The 16,831-nt window shown below is 65.7% G+C and carries 23 protein-coding genes; 2 read left to right on the forward strand and 21 right to left on the reverse strand.

The features are described from left to right. Positions 1–7: 7 nt before the first annotated feature. The 14 genes from map to ACX1DX_RS06425 form a co-directional block, all read right to left on the reverse strand. A complete protein-coding gene (gene map / locus ACX1DX_RS06360; RefSeq protein WP_459398001.1) occupies positions 8–826 on the reverse strand; it encodes a type I methionyl aminopeptidase in 819 nt (272 codons plus the stop codon). After that, positions 823–1,401 carry an adenylate kinase gene (locus ACX1DX_RS06365; protein WP_076058026.1) on the reverse strand — a complete coding sequence of 193 codons (579 nt, stop codon included), beginning with the start codon at positions 1,399–1,401 and terminating at the stop codon, positions 823–825. The genes map and ACX1DX_RS06365 overlap by 4 nt, the downstream gene beginning before the upstream one ends. Beyond that, positions 1,398–2,711 (reverse strand): preprotein translocase subunit SecY, encoded by a 1,314-nt coding sequence (secY, locus tag ACX1DX_RS06370; protein ID WP_076058024.1) that lies wholly within the window; start codon positions 2,709–2,711, stop codon positions 1,398–1,400. The genes ACX1DX_RS06365 and secY overlap by 4 nt, the downstream gene beginning before the upstream one ends. Before the next feature lie 183 nt (positions 2,712–2,894). Then, a complete protein-coding gene (gene rplO / locus ACX1DX_RS06375) occupies positions 2,895–3,335 on the reverse strand; it encodes a 50S ribosomal protein L15 (protein WP_076058022.1) in 441 nt (146 codons plus the stop codon). A gap of 1 nt (position 3,336) precedes the next feature. Beyond that, positions 3,337–3,519, reverse strand: coding sequence for a 50S ribosomal protein L30 (gene rpmD, locus ACX1DX_RS06380; RefSeq protein ID WP_459398002.1), 183 nt, complete (start codon positions 3,517–3,519; stop codon positions 3,337–3,339). Continuing rightward, positions 3,519–4,133, reverse strand: coding sequence for a 30S ribosomal protein S5 (gene rpsE, locus ACX1DX_RS06385; protein ID WP_076058018.1), 615 nt, complete (start codon positions 4,131–4,133; stop codon positions 3,519–3,521). The genes rpmD and rpsE overlap by 1 nt, the downstream gene beginning before the upstream one ends. Before the next feature lie 24 nt (positions 4,134–4,157). After that, the gene (rplR, locus tag ACX1DX_RS06390) at positions 4,158–4,541 is read right to left on the reverse strand and encodes a 50S ribosomal protein L18 (protein ID WP_076058016.1); all 384 of its coding nucleotides are present in this window, start codon (positions 4,539–4,541) and stop codon (positions 4,158–4,160) included. A 3-nt stretch (positions 4,542–4,544) separates the two neighbouring features. Next, entirely contained in the window at positions 4,545–5,087 is a 543-nt protein-coding gene (rplF, locus tag ACX1DX_RS06395) for a 50S ribosomal protein L6 (protein ID WP_076058013.1), read from the reverse strand. Between the two features lie 27 nt (positions 5,088–5,114). Then, entirely contained in the window at positions 5,115–5,519 is a 405-nt protein-coding gene (gene rpsH / locus ACX1DX_RS06400) for a 30S ribosomal protein S8 (protein WP_076058012.1), read from the reverse strand. A 76-nt stretch (positions 5,520–5,595) separates the two neighbouring features. Beyond that, entirely contained in the window at positions 5,596–5,781 is a 186-nt protein-coding gene (locus ACX1DX_RS06405) for a type Z 30S ribosomal protein S14 (RefSeq protein ID WP_076058010.1), read from the reverse strand. Between the two features lie 7 nt (positions 5,782–5,788). After that, positions 5,789–6,418, reverse strand: a complete 630-nt coding sequence (gene rplE, locus ACX1DX_RS06410; protein ID WP_076058008.1) for a 50S ribosomal protein L5 — start codon at positions 6,416–6,418, stop codon at positions 5,789–5,791. Then, a complete protein-coding gene (gene rplX / locus ACX1DX_RS06415) occupies positions 6,418–6,786 on the reverse strand; it encodes a 50S ribosomal protein L24 (protein ID WP_076058006.1) in 369 nt (122 codons plus the stop codon). Before rplX ends, rplE begins: the two co-directional genes overlap by 1 nt. 1 nt (position 6,787) lies before the next feature. Continuing rightward, positions 6,788–7,156: a 50S ribosomal protein L14 gene (gene rplN, locus ACX1DX_RS06420; RefSeq protein WP_076058004.1), complete on the reverse strand. Its 369-nt coding sequence runs from the start codon at positions 7,154–7,156 to the stop codon at positions 6,788–6,790. 281 nt (positions 7,157–7,437) lie between these two features. Continuing rightward, positions 7,438–10,737, reverse strand: a complete 3,300-nt coding sequence (locus tag ACX1DX_RS06425) for an ABC transporter ATP-binding protein/permease (protein WP_459398003.1) — start codon at positions 10,735–10,737, stop codon at positions 7,438–7,440. Between the two features lie 143 nt (positions 10,738–10,880). Here ACX1DX_RS06425 and ACX1DX_RS06430 point away from each other — a divergent pair, with 143 nt between their 5' ends. Both ACX1DX_RS06430 and ACX1DX_RS06435 read left to right on the forward strand, forming a co-directional pair. Further along, positions 10,881–12,779 carry a hypothetical protein gene (locus ACX1DX_RS06430; protein WP_459398004.1) on the forward strand — a complete coding sequence of 633 codons (1,899 nt, stop codon included), beginning with the start codon at positions 10,881–10,883 and terminating at the stop codon, positions 12,777–12,779. Between the two features lie 75 nt (positions 12,780–12,854). Next, positions 12,855–13,235, forward strand: coding sequence for a phage holin family protein (locus ACX1DX_RS06435; protein WP_076060654.1), 381 nt, complete (start codon positions 12,855–12,857; stop codon positions 13,233–13,235). 253 nt (positions 13,236–13,488) lie between these two features. Here the strand turns inward: ACX1DX_RS06435 and rpsQ are convergent, their stop codons facing one another. Genes rpsQ through rplB form a run of 7 tightly spaced genes read right to left on the reverse strand, consistent with a single transcriptional unit; the run spans position 13,489 to position 16,815 of the window. Beyond that, the gene (rpsQ, locus tag ACX1DX_RS06440) at positions 13,489–13,782 is read right to left on the reverse strand and encodes a 30S ribosomal protein S17 (RefSeq protein ID WP_076060656.1); all 294 of its coding nucleotides are present in this window, start codon (positions 13,780–13,782) and stop codon (positions 13,489–13,491) included. Positions 13,783–13,784: 2 nt separating this feature from the next. After that, on the reverse strand, positions 13,785–14,015 hold the full coding sequence (gene rpmC, locus ACX1DX_RS06445) for a 50S ribosomal protein L29 (RefSeq protein ID WP_076060659.1): 231 nt from the start codon (positions 14,013–14,015) through the stop codon (positions 13,785–13,787). After that, on the reverse strand, positions 14,015–14,434 hold the full coding sequence (gene rplP / locus ACX1DX_RS06450; RefSeq protein WP_076060661.1) for a 50S ribosomal protein L16: 420 nt from the start codon (positions 14,432–14,434) through the stop codon (positions 14,015–14,017). The genes rpmC and rplP overlap by 1 nt, the downstream gene beginning before the upstream one ends. Before the next feature lie 2 nt (positions 14,435–14,436). Then, on the reverse strand, positions 14,437–15,246 hold the full coding sequence (rpsC, locus tag ACX1DX_RS06455) for a 30S ribosomal protein S3 (protein ID WP_076060663.1): 810 nt from the start codon (positions 15,244–15,246) through the stop codon (positions 14,437–14,439). A 3-nt stretch (positions 15,247–15,249) separates the two neighbouring features. Continuing rightward, complete coding sequence (gene rplV / locus ACX1DX_RS06460; RefSeq protein WP_076060665.1) at positions 15,250–15,651, reverse strand: 50S ribosomal protein L22; 402 nt, start codon at positions 15,649–15,651, stop codon at positions 15,250–15,252. Between the two features lie 27 nt (positions 15,652–15,678). Continuing rightward, positions 15,679–15,960 carry a 30S ribosomal protein S19 gene (gene rpsS / locus ACX1DX_RS06465; protein ID WP_076060668.1) on the reverse strand — a complete coding sequence of 94 codons (282 nt, stop codon included), beginning with the start codon at positions 15,958–15,960 and terminating at the stop codon, positions 15,679–15,681. An 18-nt stretch (positions 15,961–15,978) separates the two neighbouring features. Then, positions 15,979–16,815, reverse strand: coding sequence for a 50S ribosomal protein L2 (rplB, locus tag ACX1DX_RS06470; protein WP_459398005.1), 837 nt, complete (start codon positions 16,813–16,815; stop codon positions 15,979–15,981). Between the last annotated feature and the right edge of the window lie 16 nt (positions 16,816–16,831).

Genomic DNA, 16,831 nt, shown 5'->3' on the forward strand with positions numbered 1-16,831 from the left:
GAGCCGCTCAGTCGGACAGCGGACCGAACAGGTCACCGAGCCGGGAGGCTCCACCGTCATGTTCTGTGAGCACCCAGACGCCGTGCTCGGTGAGGGCCACCGTGTTCTCCCAGTGGGAACCGTTCGACCCGTCGCGGCTGACGACGGTCCAGTCGTCGTCGAGCTCGAGGGTCTGGTGTGTGCCGGTGGTCAGCATGGGTTCAATGGCCAGCGCCATGCCCACGGACAACCTGGGGGTGGGCCGACGGCGGTGCCAGTTGGGCACGTCAGGGTCCATGTGCATCTCGGAGCCGATGCCGTGCCCGGTGTACTCCCGCAGCGTTCCGTAGTGCGTGGGCAGGCTCGTGACATAGCCCTCGATGGCTTTGGAGACGTCGCCCACCCGGCCGCCGTCGCGCATCGCCCTGGCGCCGGCCCAGAAGGCCTCGCGGGTGGCGTCGATCAGGGCCTGGTCCTCCGCGGCGCCCGACCCCACGATGATGGTGCGGGCAGCGTCTCCGTGCCAGCCCTCCACGATGGCGCCGAAGTCGATGGAGACCACGTCGCCGTCCTGCAGCACCCTGTCACCAGGGATGCCGTGGACAAGTTCGTTGTTGGTGGAGATGCATGCCACGCCGGGGAACGGGGTGCCGTAGTCGCCGTAGCCCAGGAAGGAGGAGCCGGCGCCGTGGCGGGCGAGCACCTCGCGGCCCACCGCGTCCACCTCGGCCGTCGTGACCCCCGCGGTGGCTGCCGCCACCATGGCGTCGAGGCCTTCAGCGACCACCAGGCCGGCCCTGCGCATGAGGCGCAGTTCATCGGCCGATTTCAGTTCGATCATGCTCATCGGCGGCTGATGTGCAGGTCGAGTTCGTCAAACATGCGCTGCTGCACTTCCTCGACGGTGCCGGTGCCCTCGATGTCGACGAGGAGGCCCTTCGACTCGTAGTGGAACAGCAGCGGGGCCGTCTGGCCCGCGTAGACCTCCATGCGGCGACGGATGGTGTCCGCGTTGTCGTCCGCCCGGCCCTCCTTGGCCGCGCGGGCCAGGAGCCGTTCGACGAGCGCCTCAGGCTCGACATGCAGCGATACCACGGCGTCGAGCCGCTGGTCCTGCTCCGAGAGGTAGCGGTCCAGGAAGTAGACCTGGTGCATGGTGCGGGGGAATCCGTCCAGCAGGAAGCCGGGCTCGCAGTCCGGCTGCGCCAGGCGGTCCGCGACGATCTGCTCCGTCATGTCGTCGGGTACGTACTCTCCCGCGTCGATGATCTCCTTGACCTTGATGCCGAGCGGGGTCTGGTTCTTGATGTTGAACCGGAAGATGTCGCCGGTAGAGATCGCAGGGACACCGTAGCGGTCGGCCAGCGCTGTCGCCTGCGTGCCTTTTCCCGCCCCTGGGGCACCCATGATCAGTAGCTTCACCGCAGGAAGCCCTCATAGTTGCGCTGCTGGAGCTGGCTCTCGATCTTCTTGACCGTGTCCAGGGCTACACCGACGATGATCAGGATGGAGGTGCCGCCGAACGGGAAGTTCTGCTGGGCGCCCACTGCCATGAAGGCGATCGTCGGGATGAGGGCGATGGTGGCCAGGTAGAGCGAGCCGGGCGCCGTCAGACGCGACAGCACGTAGGCCAGGTAACGCTCGGTCGGCTTGCCGGCGCGGATGCCCGGGATGAAGCCGCCGTACTTCTTCATGTTGTCCGAGACTTCTTCAGGGTTGAAGGTGATGGACACGTAGAAGTAGCAGAACGCGACGATGAGCACGAACTGGACCAGGTTGTAGACCCACGAGTACATGCCCGTGCCGGTGAAGTTGGCCTGGATCCACTGGGAGACGCCGCTCTCCGGCCGGAAGGTGGCGTAGAGGACCGGCAGGTACATGATCGACGAGGCGAAGATGACCGGGATGACGCCGGACTGGTTGACCTTCAGCGGGATGTAGGTGGTGGAGCCGCCGACGAGGCGACGACCGACCATGCGCTTGGCGTACTGCACCGGGATGCGGCGCTGACCCTGCTCCACCCAGATGATGCCGAGCATCACCAGGAGGCCGATGCCGATCACGAGGAAGAAGAGGATCCAGCCCGTGGCACCCTGGTGCGACTGCTTGATGGACCACAGGCCCGTCGGGAAGCTGGCGACGATCTGGGTGAAGATCATGATCGACATGCCGTTGCCGACGCCGCGCTCCGTGATGAGCTCGCCCATCCACATGATGATGCCGGTGCCGGCGGTCATGACCATGACCATGGTGACCAGCGGGAACAGCTCGTCGGAGTAGAGGATGCCCTCACAACCGGGGAGCAGCTGACCGGTCCGGGCCAGCGTCACGAACGCGGTGGCGTTCAGGACGGCCAGGACCAACGTCAGGTAGCGGGTGTATTCGGTGATCTTCGCCGTGCCGGAGGCACCCTCCTTCTTGAGGGCCTCCAGACGCGGGATGACGACGGTGAGGAGCTGGAGGATGATCGACGCGGTGATGTAGGGCATGATGCCCAGCGCGAAGATCGTCAACTGCAACAGCGCCCCGCCCGAGAACAGGTTGATGATGTTGTAGATGCCAGCGGATGGCCCCTGAGTGGCGATGGCCAGACACTCATCGATGCGTGCCATGTTCACGTTCGGGGAAGGGATCGTCGACCCCAGGCGGAACACGGCGATGATGCCCAGCGTGAAGAGGAGCTTCTTACGAAGGTCCGGCGTCCTCAACGCATTAGCCAAGGCGGAGATCATCCGACCCCTACTTTCCAGGTAGCAGATACTTTCGACCGCGCAATCGCTGCACGGCAACCAGGGCAGCCTATCAAGCTGATAGTCCCTGCTGAAACTCAACTCACAGTGTGAGTGAGCGGGACAGGAAAGCGGGGCGGCTCCGCAACCGGAGCCACCCCGCCGTCTCTGTCTCTGGTGACCGAATCAGAGTTCGGTCACGGAGCCACCGGCACCCTCGAGCTTCGCCTTGGCGGAGTTCGAGAACGCGTTGGCGGTCACGTTGAGGGCAATGGAGACATCCCCGTTGCCCAGCACCTTGACCAGGTTGCCTGCGCGCACCGCGCCGGCCGCGACCAGATCCTCGACGCCCACTTCGCCGCCCTCAGGGAAGAGCTCAGCGAGGCGGCCGACGTTGACGACCTGGTATTCGACACGGAACGGGTTCTTGAAGCCCTTGAGCTTCGGGAGGCGCATGTGCAGAGGCATCTGCCCGCCCTCGAAGTTCGCAGGGGTGTTCTTACGCGCGCCGGTGCCCTTGGTGCCGCGACCTGCGGTCTTACCCTTCGAGCCCTCACCACGGCCAACACGGGTCTTAGCCGTCTTGGCGCCCGGGGCGGGCTGCAGATGATGCAGTTTCAGCGCCATCTCACTTCACCTCTTCCACGGTGACCAGGTGGGCCACGGTACGGATCATGCCGAGAACCTCGGGACGATCCTCCCGCACCACCGAAGCACCGATGCGCTTGAGTCCGAGCGTACGCAGCGTGTCACGCTGGTACTGCTTGCCGCCGGCCGAAGACTTGGCCTGCGTGATCTTGAGGTCTGCCATCAGGAAGCCACCCCTTCTTTGGTCTCGCGGGCAGCGCGGAGGAGAGCCGCCGGGGCGACATCCTCGACCGGCAGACCGCGGCGCTTGGCCACGGCTTCCGGCATCTCGAGCTGCTTGAGCGCCACCACAGTGGAGTGGACGACGTTGATGGCGTTGGCCGAGCCGAGCGACTTGGCGAGCACATCGTGCACGCCGGCGCACTCGAGCACCGCACGGGTGGCGCCACCGGCGATCACACCGGTACCGGGGGACGCGGGGCGCAGCAGCACGACGCCACCGGCCTTCTCGCCCTGAACCGAGTGCGGGATGGTGCGCTGGATCAGCGGCACGCGGAAGAAGTTCTTCTTGGCCTCTTCAACGCCCTTGGCGATGGCGGCCGGAACCTCCTTCGCCTTGCCGTAACCGACACCGACCATTCCCTCGCCGTCACCGACGACGACCAGTGCGGTGAAGCTGAAGCGCCGACCGCCCTGGACGACCTTGGCGACACGGTTGATCGCCACGACCTTCTCGAGGTACTTGTTCTCTTCCTTGGAAGCCTGCTGGCCACGACGATCGTCACGGCCACGACGCTCCCCCTGAGCACCGCTACGGCGCTGCTGGGTTTCACTCATCGTGATATCCCTTTCCTTTCGTCGTTAGAAGCCGAGCCCGGCCTCGCGGGCGGCGTCGGCGAGTGCCGCGATCCGCCCGTGGTACTTGTTGCCGGCACGGTCGAAGACGACGTTCTCAACGCCAGCTGCCTTCGCACGCTCAGCGATGAGAGCACCCACCTTGCGGGCCTTCTCGGACTTGTCGGCTTCAACGGTACGCAGGTCGGCTTCCATGGTGGAGGCCGAAGCGAGCGTCTTGCCGGCCCGGTCGTCGATCACCTGAACGAACAGGTGACGAGCGGAGCGGGTGACGACCAGGCGGGGGCGCTCAGGCGATCCGCTGATCTTCTTACGGGCACGGAGCTGGCGACGCGAACGCGCAGCGCTCTTGGCGGCCAACGTCTTGTTGGTCCTGATCGAAATCGCCATGGATTACTTACCAGCCTTTCCAGCCTTGCGGCGGACGTGCTCGCCCGCATAGCGGACGCCCTTGCCCTTGTAGGGCTCAGGCTTGCGGAGCTTGCGGATGTTTGCCGCAGTCTCTCCGACAACCTGCTTGTCGATGCCCTGGATCGTCAGCTTCGTGGGGGTCTCCACGATGAAATCGATGCCCTCAGGGGCGTCGATGATCACCGGGTGCGAGAAGCCGAGCGCGAACTCGAGCTGCTTCGGACCCTTGGAGATGACACGGTAGCCAACGCCGACGATTTCGAGTTTCTTCTCGTAGCCCTCGGTGACGCCCACGATCATGTTGTTGACCAGGGTGCGCGTCAGGCCGTGGAGGGAGCGGGACTCACGCTCGTCGTTGGGACGGGTGATTTCCAGCTGGCCCTCGTCGGTCTTGTCAACGCTCAGCGGCTCAGAAATGGTCAGCGACAGCGAGCCCTTGGGCCCCTTGACGTCGACCTGTCGGCCATCGAGCTTGACGTCGACACCGGACGGGATGGTGATGGGCATCCTGCCAATTCGCGACATATCAGTTTCTCCTCTTCCTTCGCCCGGTCACCAGACGTAGGCGAGTACTTCGCCACCGACGGACTTGGCCTTGGCGTCACGGTCGGTCAGAAGACCCTGCGACGTCGAGATGATGGCGATACCCAGGCCACCGAGGACCTTGGGGAGATCGGTGGACTTCGCGTAAACGCGAAGGCCGGGCTTACTCACGCGCTTGAGGCCCACGATGGTGCGCTCGCGCGAGTCGCCGTACTTCAGGGTCACCTTCAGGACCTTGCCGACCTGGCCTTCGACCTCGGTGAGCTCGTAATCGGTGATGTAACCGTTCTTCTTGAGGATCTCGGCGATGCCCACCTTGATCTTCGACGACGGCATGGACGTGGAGTCCTGGTACGCCTGGTTGGCGTTACGCAGACGTGTCAACATGTCTGCGATCGGATCAGTCATCGTCATGACTATTGCCTCTTTCTCACACCGGTTTCCGGCTGCCCGGACCTGGTGTTAGTTGATTCTGACGTAGTGGGTCTCGTCACCAGGACGACTTGGTCACGCCCGGGAGCTGACCCGCGTGGGCCATCTCGCGCACGCAGACGCGGCACAGGCCGAACTTGCGGTAGACCGACTTCGGTCGGCCACACTTCTGGCAACGGGTGTAGGCGCGGACCGCGAACTTGGGCTTGCGGGCTGCCTTGACCTTGAGTGCTGTCTTAGCCATTAGTTACTCACTTCTTCTTCTTGGCGTAGAACGCAGGACCGCGCTTGGTCTTCTGCTTCTTCGGGTCGTCCTGCGCCTTGAAGGGGAAGCCGAGGTGCTTGAGCAGAGCGCGACCTTCCTCATCGTTGGCGGCCGACGTCACAAAAGTGATGTCCATGCCACGGACGCGGTCGATCTTGTCCTGGTCGATTTCGAGGAACATGACCTGCTCAGACAGACCGAAGGTGAAGTTGCCGTTGCCGTCGAACTGGTTGCCGTTCAGGCCACGGAAGTCACGGATACGGGGCAGCGCCAGGGTCAGGAGACGGTCGGCGAATTCCCACATGCGGTCACCACGGAGGGTGACGTGGGCGCCGATCGGCATGCCTTCGCGCAGCTTGAACTGGGCGATCGACTTGCGGGCCTTCGTGACGGTGGGCTTCTGACCGGTGATCGCCGTGAGGTCCTTGAGGGCCCCTTCGATGATCTTCGAGTCACGTGCAGCCTCACCGACACCCATGTTCACCACGATCTTCACAAGACCGGGGATCTGCATGACGTTGGCGTAGTCGAACTCCTGCTGGAGTGCGGGCACGATCTCTTCGCGGTACCTGGTCTTCAGGCGCGGCATCGCGTTGGTGGTAGCGGTGGCGGTCATCAGATCTCCTCCCCCGTCTTGCGCGCGATGCGCACGGAGCGCTCCGCCTTGTACTCGGAACCGTCGGGACGACGCTTGGACACCTCGACACGCTTGTAACCGACGCGCGTCGGGACCTCCTTGCCGTCGACCTTCACTACGAGCTGCACATTGCTGACGTGGATGGGGGCCTCGACGTTGATGATGCCGCCTTCGACCTTGCGACCGGTCGCAGTCTGGGACTCACGACGGTGCTTCTTGACGAGGTTGACACCCTGGACCGTCACACGCTCGTTGGCGGGATCGACAGCGATGACCTCGGCGACAACGCCCTTGTCCTTACCGGACAGGACCTTGACGCGGTCACCCTTCTTGACGTGGAGCGACATGTCAGATCACCTCCGGGGCGAGCGAGATGATGCGCATGAACTTCTTGTCACGCAGCTCGCGGGCCACGGGCCCGAAGATGCGCGTGCCGCGGGGTTCACCGTTGGCGTTGAGGATCACGGCGGCGTTCTCGTCGAACTTGATGTAGGAACCGTCGGGACGACGGCGTTCCTTGGTGGTGCGGACGACGACGGCCTTGACCACGTCGCCCTTCTTCACGTTGCCGCCAGGGATCGCGTCCTTGACGGTGGCGACGATGGTGTCGCCGAGGAATGCGTAGCGACGTCCGGAACCGCCGAGCACACGGATGCAGAGAATTTCCTTTGCACCAGTGTTGTCGGCGACCTTAAGTCGCGACTCCTGCTGGATCATTACTACTCCTTGCTCCACCGGTTCCTCGTTAAAGGCCTTGTGAAACTAGAAACGAACCCCCTGGATTTTGCCAGGAGGGAACCCCCAGCTCGAGGGAGAGGAGGTTGTGGCGAAGCCTGGGAAAGGTCCCCCCGAAGGGGCACAGACCCAAGGCAACCTGATTAGTCTAGCCCAGCGGCACCAACGCGCGAAATCGCCCCCACTGAGCGGTTCACCCTACCCCACACCGCCGACCGGACCTGAGCGCCACTCCCCTGGCCCGGTGGCCGACGCCGGCGGCGTCACTCGCTCCGCAGCGCCTCGACGGGGTCCTTGCGCGAGGCGGACGAGGCGGGCAGCAGACCCGCGACGGCGGTGAGCGCCATGCTGATCAGGACCAGGCCGACCGCCGCCTGCCACGGGAGGACCGCCACATTCGGGACGTCGAAGCGGGCATAGACGATGGCGTTGGCCGGGATGGTGAGCAGCGCGGTGATCGCCACTCCCAACACGCCGGCGACGAAGCCGACGATGAGTGTTTCGGCGTTGAAGACCCGACGGATGACGCGCTTGCTGGCGCCGACGGCGCGCAGGATGCCGATCTCCTTGCGCCGCTCCAGGACCGAGATGTAGGTGATCACGCCGATCATGATCGACGACACCACCAGGGAGATCGCCACGAACGCGATCAGCACGTAGCTGATGGTGTTGATGATGTCGGTGACCGAACTCATCAACGCACCCACCAGGTCGGAGTACGTGATGACCTGTCCTTCGCGACCGGTCTCACGCATCCGCTCATTGTAGGAATCGAGCAGGTCGGTGATCTGCGCTTTGGACTCGAAGTCGATGGGATAGATGTTGACCGCCGACGGCTCGTCGGGCGACACGTAGCCCAGGGTCCTCAGGGTGGACTCGTAGGTCGCCGCCCGGGTGGAGGCGGTCGACATCAGCAGCTGCGTGAGTTCCTCCTGGCTCTTGTCCATCTGGAACGAGGCCATGAACGCGTCCTGGTCGATGCTCACCGCCTCCCGCAGGTCGTCGGCCAACCCGGCCATCGAGGATTCGACCGCACTACCCAGCTGCGCGGTGATCTCGTCGGTCAGTTGCGCAGCGACATCACCCATGTAGACCTGCATCACCTGTTCGAGGTAGGAGCCGAGCTCCGCCTGGAGTTGCCGCTCCAGCGCGTCGGTGTCCACCACGTCCAGGGCGGTGTCGAGCAGCGCCTGCTGCTGGTCCGCGAGGAACACCTGGGCGTTGCCGGTCACGTCAGCGGGATCCAGGCCCTGCTCGGCGGCCCAGGCGAGGTAGGCACCCAGCTGGGTCTCGACGGCGGTGCGGTCGATCCCCAGTTCCAGCGCGATCGCCGTGAGCGTCGAGTCCGCCTCGGGTGAGGCCAGGAAGGCGGGCATGGCGACGGTCGGATCAGTCGGGTCCAGACCGTTCTCTTTGGCGTAGATGGTGTACGTCTGCAGGAAGACCGGCAGCTGGGCCAGGATCTGTTCGGTGCTGACGGCGGGCAGCTCCGGCATCGGCACCGCGGGCATCTCGGGCAACTGGATGAGGCTGGCCGGATCAAGACCCTCCAGCACCGAGGTGAGGTCCAGCGGGGGCAGCTTCGCCGGGTCGATGCTGAGCGACGACATGTCGAGGTCCAGCTCGAGGCCGCTCAGATCGGGCTGCAGCTTCGATTCGTCGACGGTGAACGCGGCTGTGACGGCCTCCTCGTCGATGGTGAACAGTGAGGTCAGGTCCAGCTCCTCGCGGGGGGCCTCATCTGTGAAGCCCCGGCCGGTGAACACGTTGACCGACGGTTCGGCGAGCTGCTCGCGGACGATGGGCGCCTCCGCCGCCTCCGCCATCAGGTACTCGGTCAGGGCCGGCGTGTAGTAGATGCCGGGGCTCAGGGTGGCGTTGCCGTCGCCCGCGGGCCGCGCGATCCCGACCACCTTCACCGGCGTGCCCTCGGCCACCAACTGTGCGACGTGGCTCTGGTCCTGGCTACGGTCGGTCCACACGTCGAAGTCGTCGTCGTGCACGTAGTAGTCCGCGGCGTTCACGAGCTTGAACGAGACGTCCATCACCTCGTCGTAGGAGAAGTCCCGGGTGGTGGTGGGTGTGACGACGTCTTCCTCGGCCATCATCTGCCGGACCATCTCGTCGAGCTGGGCGGGATCGAGCAGTCCCATGGCGTAGAGCGCGAGGTCGCTGATGCCGCCGGTATCCGTCAGCACCACGAGCATCTCGTCGTGCGCGGCGGGCCAGCGCCCTGAGACCACGTCGTACTGCTCCTCGACGAGACCCAGGTCACCCACCAGCTCGTCGAAGGCGCTGCTCCGCAACCCGGCGGTCACCCCGCCCGCCGCCGGGGAGCGCGCGAAGCCGAGCGCCACCATGGCCGCGTCGGGGTTCACCTGGCGGGGGTCGCTGCCCCCGTCGTCGGCGTACAGCTGGGGGGTGACGTCGTAGGTGTACTCGACGGCGTTGACCAGCGAGTCGATTCCGCCGCCGTTGTCGTCGAGGTAGGTCTTGAGTGAGCCCAGGTCGTTGGTGCCCACGCTCGAGAACATCTTGGCCATGAGTGGTACCTCACGCACCTGCGCGTCGTCCGCGCCGCCCGGCCCGTCGTCCCCCAGCCCGCCGGAGACCAGCATCGCGGTCATGTCGAAACCCTGCGACTGGATGGTGAGGGGGTACTGCGAGAGGGTGTCCTCCTCGACGCCCTTGATGTAGCCCTGGACGCCGTTGGCCAGCGCCAGGATGGCGGCGATGCCGATGATCCCGATGCTGCCGGCGAACGACGTCATGAGCGTGCGCCCCTTCTTCGTCATCAGGTTGTTGAAGGACAACGCGATGGCGGTGAGGAAGCCCATGCTCGTGCGACGGGCCCAGCCGTGGCCGGCCGGGGCGAGCGCTGCGGGGAGGAAGGGATCCGTGTCCTCCACCACCCGGCCGTCGCTGAGGTGCACCGTGCGCGTGGCGTACTGCTGGGCGAGCTCGGGGTTGTGGGTGACCATGACGACGAGCCGGTCCATCGCGATACTCGTCAACAGGGCCATGATCTGGACGCTGGTGGCCGAATCCAGGGCGCCGGTGGGCTCGTCGGCCAGCAGGATCTCCGGATCGTTGATCAGCGCCCGGGCGATGGCGACGCGCTGCATCTGCCCGCCGGAGAGCTGGTTGGGCCGCTTGTGGATGTGCTCCCCCAGCCCTACGTCCTCGAGTGCCGCCCGCGCGCGGCGGCGGCGCTCCGAGCGCGTGACACCCGCCAGCGTGAGCGCGAGTTCCACGTTGGCCAGCACGCTCTGGTGCGGGATGAGGTTGTAGCTCTGGAAGACGAAGCCGACGCGGTTGTTGCGGTAGGTGTCCCAGTCGCGGTCGCGGTACCGCTCGGTGGAGACGCCGTCGATGACCAGGTCGCCGGAGTCGTACTGGTCGAGCCCACCGATGAGGTTGAGCATGGTGGTCTTGCCGGAACCGGAGGGGCCGAGGACCGCGACGAACTCACTGTCGCGGAAGGCGATGGAGACGTCGTCGAGGGCGACCTGACTGAAGTCGCCTGTGGTGTACGACTTGCGCACATCCCTCAACTCGAGCATGTCGGCCTCCTGATGGCGTGTGATCCCGTTCCAGTTTCCCACTGACCGAAAACGGGTTGTCCACAGGGTCGGCAACGAGTGGTGATCCCGTGGACGGTTTGACCACAGTGGTGGTGCCAGACCCCATCCCCCTTGGAGAAACAATGACGTGGCGTCCGCTCTGTACCGCCCTGATCGCGCTGTTCACCTTCGCGCTCATGATCCCCACCGCCTCCGCCCGTCCGCAGGACGGCCACCTCACCGATTCGGGTCACATGGTGGCCCTTCCGGGCACCGGCCCCAACTGGTACGGCGCCTACCACGTGGACAGGCAGACGGCCTACTGCGCGGACCTTATGGCGGACGGTCCCCGCAACGCCTCGTCCTGGGTACAGGCCCCGGCAGGCTACGTCCTCCGCAAGCAGAACCGGGCCAGCCACGGCACTCACGGCAACGGCAGCGCCGCGGCCACCGACCGTGAGCTGGCCGAACTGGCCTGGGTCCTCATGGCCACCGGACAGCAACCCGCGCCCGATATCGGTGCGGCGGTGGAGCACTTCGTGCGGCTACGGACCATCGACGGCGCACACCAGCAGGTCCGCGAGGAGCAACGCTGGGGCGCCGTCGTCACGGCGCACCCGGGTGCGCGGGCCCAGTTCGACCGGCTCGAGAGAGAGGCACGGCTCTATGCAGGCCCCTACACCCTGGAGTTCAACTGGCAGGTCCGGCCATCGCGCAAGTCCCCCACGGGGCACGTGATCGTGGCGGTCCGGAGCGCGGCTGGGGTGGCGGTCCCGCATCGTGCGTTCAGCGTCGCGGGAAGCGGCAACCTTCAGATCGTCGAGGCCCCCACGTCCACTGGGGAGGGCGGCGGCGCCCACGTGCGGGTTTCCCTCCCGTCCCCCGAGGAGTCCACGGTGCGGGGCACGTTGTCGGTCCAGGTGCGGGGTCTGCCCGGCGCCCGACCGAAGCTGTACCTCCCCCAACCGGCCACCGTGCAGCGCCTGCTCGCCGCTCCGGACCTGGTCAAACTGAACGACTCCGTGAGCGTGGAATTGAAGCCAGAAGTCTTCCACCCCACGCTCACCACCAGGACCCGCGACGTCATCGCGCACAGCGGGGCACCGGCGGTGGACATCGTCACGCTGACGAAGGGCCGGCCAGGTGCGGAGTTCACCGGCACCAGTGCGCTGTACGGGCCGTTCGCCTCCCTGGCAGAACTGAAGGCGTCCTCGCGCTCGGACGCGCCCCTGGTGGACACCGCAACGTTCTCCGGCAGATACGACGCCCATGGCGACGCGGAGGTGGCCACCACCGAGCTCCGCTTCCCAGATGCTGGCTACTACACCTGGACGGAATCCCTGGACGCGCGGCCGACGGTGGTGCCACCCGCACCCCCTGCCTGGCCACAGCTGGCGGAGACCAGCGTTGTGCTGAACCCGGGCGTCACGTCAGTGCTGACCGCCTTCGGGGCGCGGGAACCCGCGGAGGTCGGCACGGTACTGGCGGACCGGATCGACCTCGGCGGCATCCCTCCCGGCCTGGAGGTACCCGGCAGCGATGAGCCCCTCAGTGTCAGCGTCTCCGGGCGGATCGCCGGCCCCGTGCCCGCTGTGCCGACGGCGGCCGGGGACTCCTGCGAGGCCGCCGACTGGACTGACGCCGCCACCCTCGTCGAGTACGAAGACACGGCATGGACAGGGGAAACACTTGACGGGTTGGCGCGCTCTACGCCGACGACGCCGGGCTGCTACTCGGCGGAGGCGACGGTGACCATCAGGCACGGGACCGCGACTGTGGGCACCAGCCGGCATCCGTTGGGCGTCCCGGAACAGACCATCCTCGTCACCCCTTCGCCCGGGCCCACCCCCGAACTGCCCTCCCCCACCCCGTCACCGACACCGTCGCCGACCCCGTCCCCCTCCCCCACACCGTCGGCGCCGCCGTCCCCGGAGCCGACGCCGCACGCAGCCCCGCCGTCGGGATCTGCCACGCAGACCACCCACAGCCCGTTCCCTGCAGTCACCCGCACCCGGCCGGGTCTCCCCTCCACCGGACGCTGACGGATGCGCGCAGATCAGGGGTTGATCAGGGTGCGAACTCCAGACGCGCACCACGCGCCGTGGCAGGCTTGAGACATGCAGTTCATCGGCAGGCTCATCGTCACCGCACTCGCCACCGCCATCGCGGTGTGGCTGGTGCCCGGAATCACGCTGTCTTCACCCACCCTCACGGACAAGGTGCTCACGCTGCTGGGCGTTGCGATCGTCTTCGGGCTGGTCAACGGCATCGTCGCGCCACTCGTGAAGGGGCTGGGCACCTGTTTCATCGTGCTCACGCTCGGCCTCGCCCTGCTCGTCATCAACGCCCTCATGCTGATGCTCACCTCGTGGCTGGCGCGCCTCCTCGGCCTGGGATTCCAGGTCGACGGCTTCTGGCCCGCCTTCTGGGGAGCGATCGTGATCGCCATCGTCGGCGCCCTGTTCGGCGGCCTCCTCGGTAGCCGCAACAAGGACTGAGCTCGTCCCCCCGGCATAGTGGAGCCGGTGAATTCACCGTATCTACCAGCGATAGGGCTGGCGGTCATCAACTCGGCTGTGTGCAACTCGTCGGGGTGCTCGCCTTCGACTGGCCGGCCGGCAACATCTTCCTGCTGCTCTGGACCCAGAACCTGATCAAACGCTGGTGGTGGAAGTTCCCCACCCACTGACCCCGAACAACACATTGGCCCGCCCCCCGTGAGGGGGCGGGCCAATGTATGCGAACGGTGCCTTACTTGGCGCGCTCGATGATCTCAACCAGACGCCAGCGCTTCTGCGCCGACAACGGGCGGGTCTCCATGACGCGGACGCGGTCGCCGATGCCGGCTTCGTTGTTCTCGTCATGGGCCTTCAGACGGGAGGTCTTGTTCATGACCTTGCCGTACAGCGGGTGCTTCACGCGATCCTCGACGACGACGACGATGGTCTTGTCCATCTTGTCGGAGGCGACGATGCCGGTGAGCACCTTGCGGCGGTTACGGTCCTCGACCACGGGGGTCTCGGAGGGGGTGGTGGAATCAGTCATGGTCACTTCTCCTCAGCGGGCTCGTCCACGATGCCGAGGTTGCGTTCCTGCAGCACGGTGTAGATGCGGGCGATGTCCTTGCGGACGTTGCGCAGCCGGCTGCTCGACTCCAGCTGGCCGGTGGCCGCCTGGAACCGAAGACCGAACAGTTCCTCCTTGAGCTCAACTACCTTGGCGTTGAGCTGGTCACGCGACAGACCACGCAGGTCGTGTGCGGCGAGAGACTTACTCATCAGTTGTCACCTGCTTCGCGCTTGATGAAGCGTGCCTTGAAGGGCAGCTTGTGGATGGCCAGACGCATGGCCTCGCGGGCGACATCTTCAGTAACACCGGAGAGTTCGAAGATGACCCGACCGGGCTTGATGTTGGCGATCCACCACTCGGGGGAACCCTTGCCGGAACCCATGCGGGTTTCGGCCGGCTTCTTGGTCAGGGGGCGGTCCGGGTACACATTGATCCAGACCTTACCGCCACGCTTGATGTGACGGGTCATGGCGATACGAGCGGCCTCAATCTGACGGTTGGTCAGGTACGAGGGTTCGAGCGCCTGAATGCCGAAGTCACCGAAGGCGAGCTTGGTGCCACCCTTGGATGCACCACTCCGCTTGGGGTGGTGCTGCTTACGGAACTTGACGCGACGAGGAATCAGCATGCTCAGGCTCCTGCGTTCTCAGTTGCGGGCGCAGCCTCAGCCTGGGCTGCGTCGGCGCGACGGCGACCGCCGCGCTCGGGACGGTCACCGCGACCTTCGCCGCGTGCCGGGCGACGGCCCGGACGCTGCTGACGGCCGGCGGGGGCGGCCTGACGGGCAGCCTTCTGAGCGGCGCGCTCGGCGCGGGTGCCGGCGACGTCGCCCTTGTAGATCCACACCTTCACGCCGATACGGCCGAACTGGGTGCGGGCCTCGTAGAAGCCGTAGTCGATGTCGGCGCGGAGGGTGTGCAGCGGCACCTGACCGTCGCGGTAACCCTCGGAGCGGGACATTTCAGCGCCACCGAGACGACCGGAGCACTTGATGCGGATACCCTTGGCGCCCGCACGCATGGCGGTCTGCTGGGCACGACGCATGGCGCGACGGAAGGCGACACGGGCGCCGAGCTGTTCGGCGACACCCTGGGCGACGAGCTGCGCATCGATCTCGGGGTTCTTGACCTCGAGGATGTTCAGCTGGATCTGCTTGCCGGTCATCTTCTCGAGCTCAGCGCGCGTCTTCTCCGCCTCGGCGCCGTTACGGCCGATGACGATGCCCGGACGTGCGGCGTGCAGGAAGATGGTCACGCGCTCGGAACGACGCTCGATCTCGATCGACGAGATGCCGGCGCGCTCGAGGTTCTTCGTCAGAAACTCGCGGATCTTGACATCCTCGCCCACGAGCTCCGCGTACTGCTTGTCGCTGTACCAACGGGTCTTGTGGTCGGTGGTGATGCCCAGGCGGAAGCCATGCGGGTTGATCTTCTGGCCCATGACTCAGGCTCCCTTCGTCTCGCGGGGTTCGACAACCACGGTGATATGCGATCCACGCTTGAGGATGCGGCTGGCCGAACCCTTGGCGCGGGGGCGGATCCGTCGGAGGGTGACGCCCTCGTCGACGAATGCTTTGGAGATGTACAGGTCGTCAGACCGCAGGGCCTCAGCCGACTCCGCGTTGGCCACGGCCGAAGCCACAACCTTGAAGACCGGCTCGGAAGCGGCCTGCGGGGCGAACTTGAGGGCGACGAGGGCGTCCTTGACGTCCATGCCGCGTACCAGGTTGACGACGCGACGGACCTTCGTGGGGCTCATCCGGACGTGCCGCGCGATGGCGAACGAGCCAGGACGATCCCCGAGCAGGTTCTCGCGACGACGGCTGTTGCCGTTTTCGTTGCTCATTGTTGAATCAGTTCCTTATCTCGCGCCTCAGCGGCGACGGGCCTTCTTGTCGTCCTTCACGTGACCCCTGAAGGTACGCGTCGGTGCGAACTCGCCCAGCTTGTGACCGATCATGGACTCGGTGACGAACACCGGGACGTGCTTACGGCCGTCGTGCACCGCGATGGTGTGCCCGAGCATGTCGGGAATGATCATCGAACGGCGCGACCAGGTCTTGATGACGTTCTTGGTGCCCTTTTCGTTCTGAACGTCCACCTTCTTCTGCAGGTGGTCGTCGACGAAGGGGCCCTTCTTCAGGCTGCGTGGCATATTTCTTCAGGCTCCCTATCAGCGCTTCTTACCGGTCTTGCGACGGCGGACGATCAGGCGGTTGCTCGCCTTGTTCTTGCTGCGGGTGCGGCCTTCAGGCTTGCCCCACGGCGAAACCGGGTGACGGCCACCGGACGTGCGGCCTTCGCCGCCACCGTGCGGGTGGTCGTGCGGGTTCATGACAACACCGCGGACGGTCGGGCGGACGCCCTTCCAACGCTTGCGGCCTGCCTTGCCCCAGTCGATGTTGGACTGCTCGGCGTTGCCGACCGCACCGATGGTGGCGCGGCAGCGGACGTCGACCATGCGCATTTCACCCGACGGCATACGCAGCGTGGCGTACTTGCCTTCACGGGCGACCAACTGAATGGCGGAACCGGCGGAACGGCCCAGCTTGGCGCCGCCACCCGGACGCATCTCCACCGCGTGCACCGTGGTGCCGACGGGGATCTGACGCAGCTCCAGGTTGTTGCCCGGCTTGATGTCGGAGCCATCACCAGCGGAGATGATGACGCCCTGCTTGAGGCCGGCCGGCGCGATGATGTAGCGCTTCTCGCCGTCGGCGTAGTGCAGCAGCGCGATGCGAGCGGTGCGGTTGGGGTCGTACTCGATGTGAGCGACCTTGGCCGGTACGCCGTCCTTGTCGTAGCGCTTGAAGTCGATCAGGCGGTAGGCCTGCTTGTGTCCACCACCGATGTGACGGGTGGTGATACGACCGGAGTTGTTACGACCACCGGTCTTCGGCTTGGCGACGAGGAGCGACTTCTCCGGCGTGGAGCGGGTGAGCTCGACGAAATCGGACACACTCGAGCCGCGACGGCCCGGCGTAGTCGGCTTGTACTTACGGATACCCATGAAGTTTCTGTTCCTT

The organism is Tessaracoccus zhenghani (genome assembly GCF_054552775.1).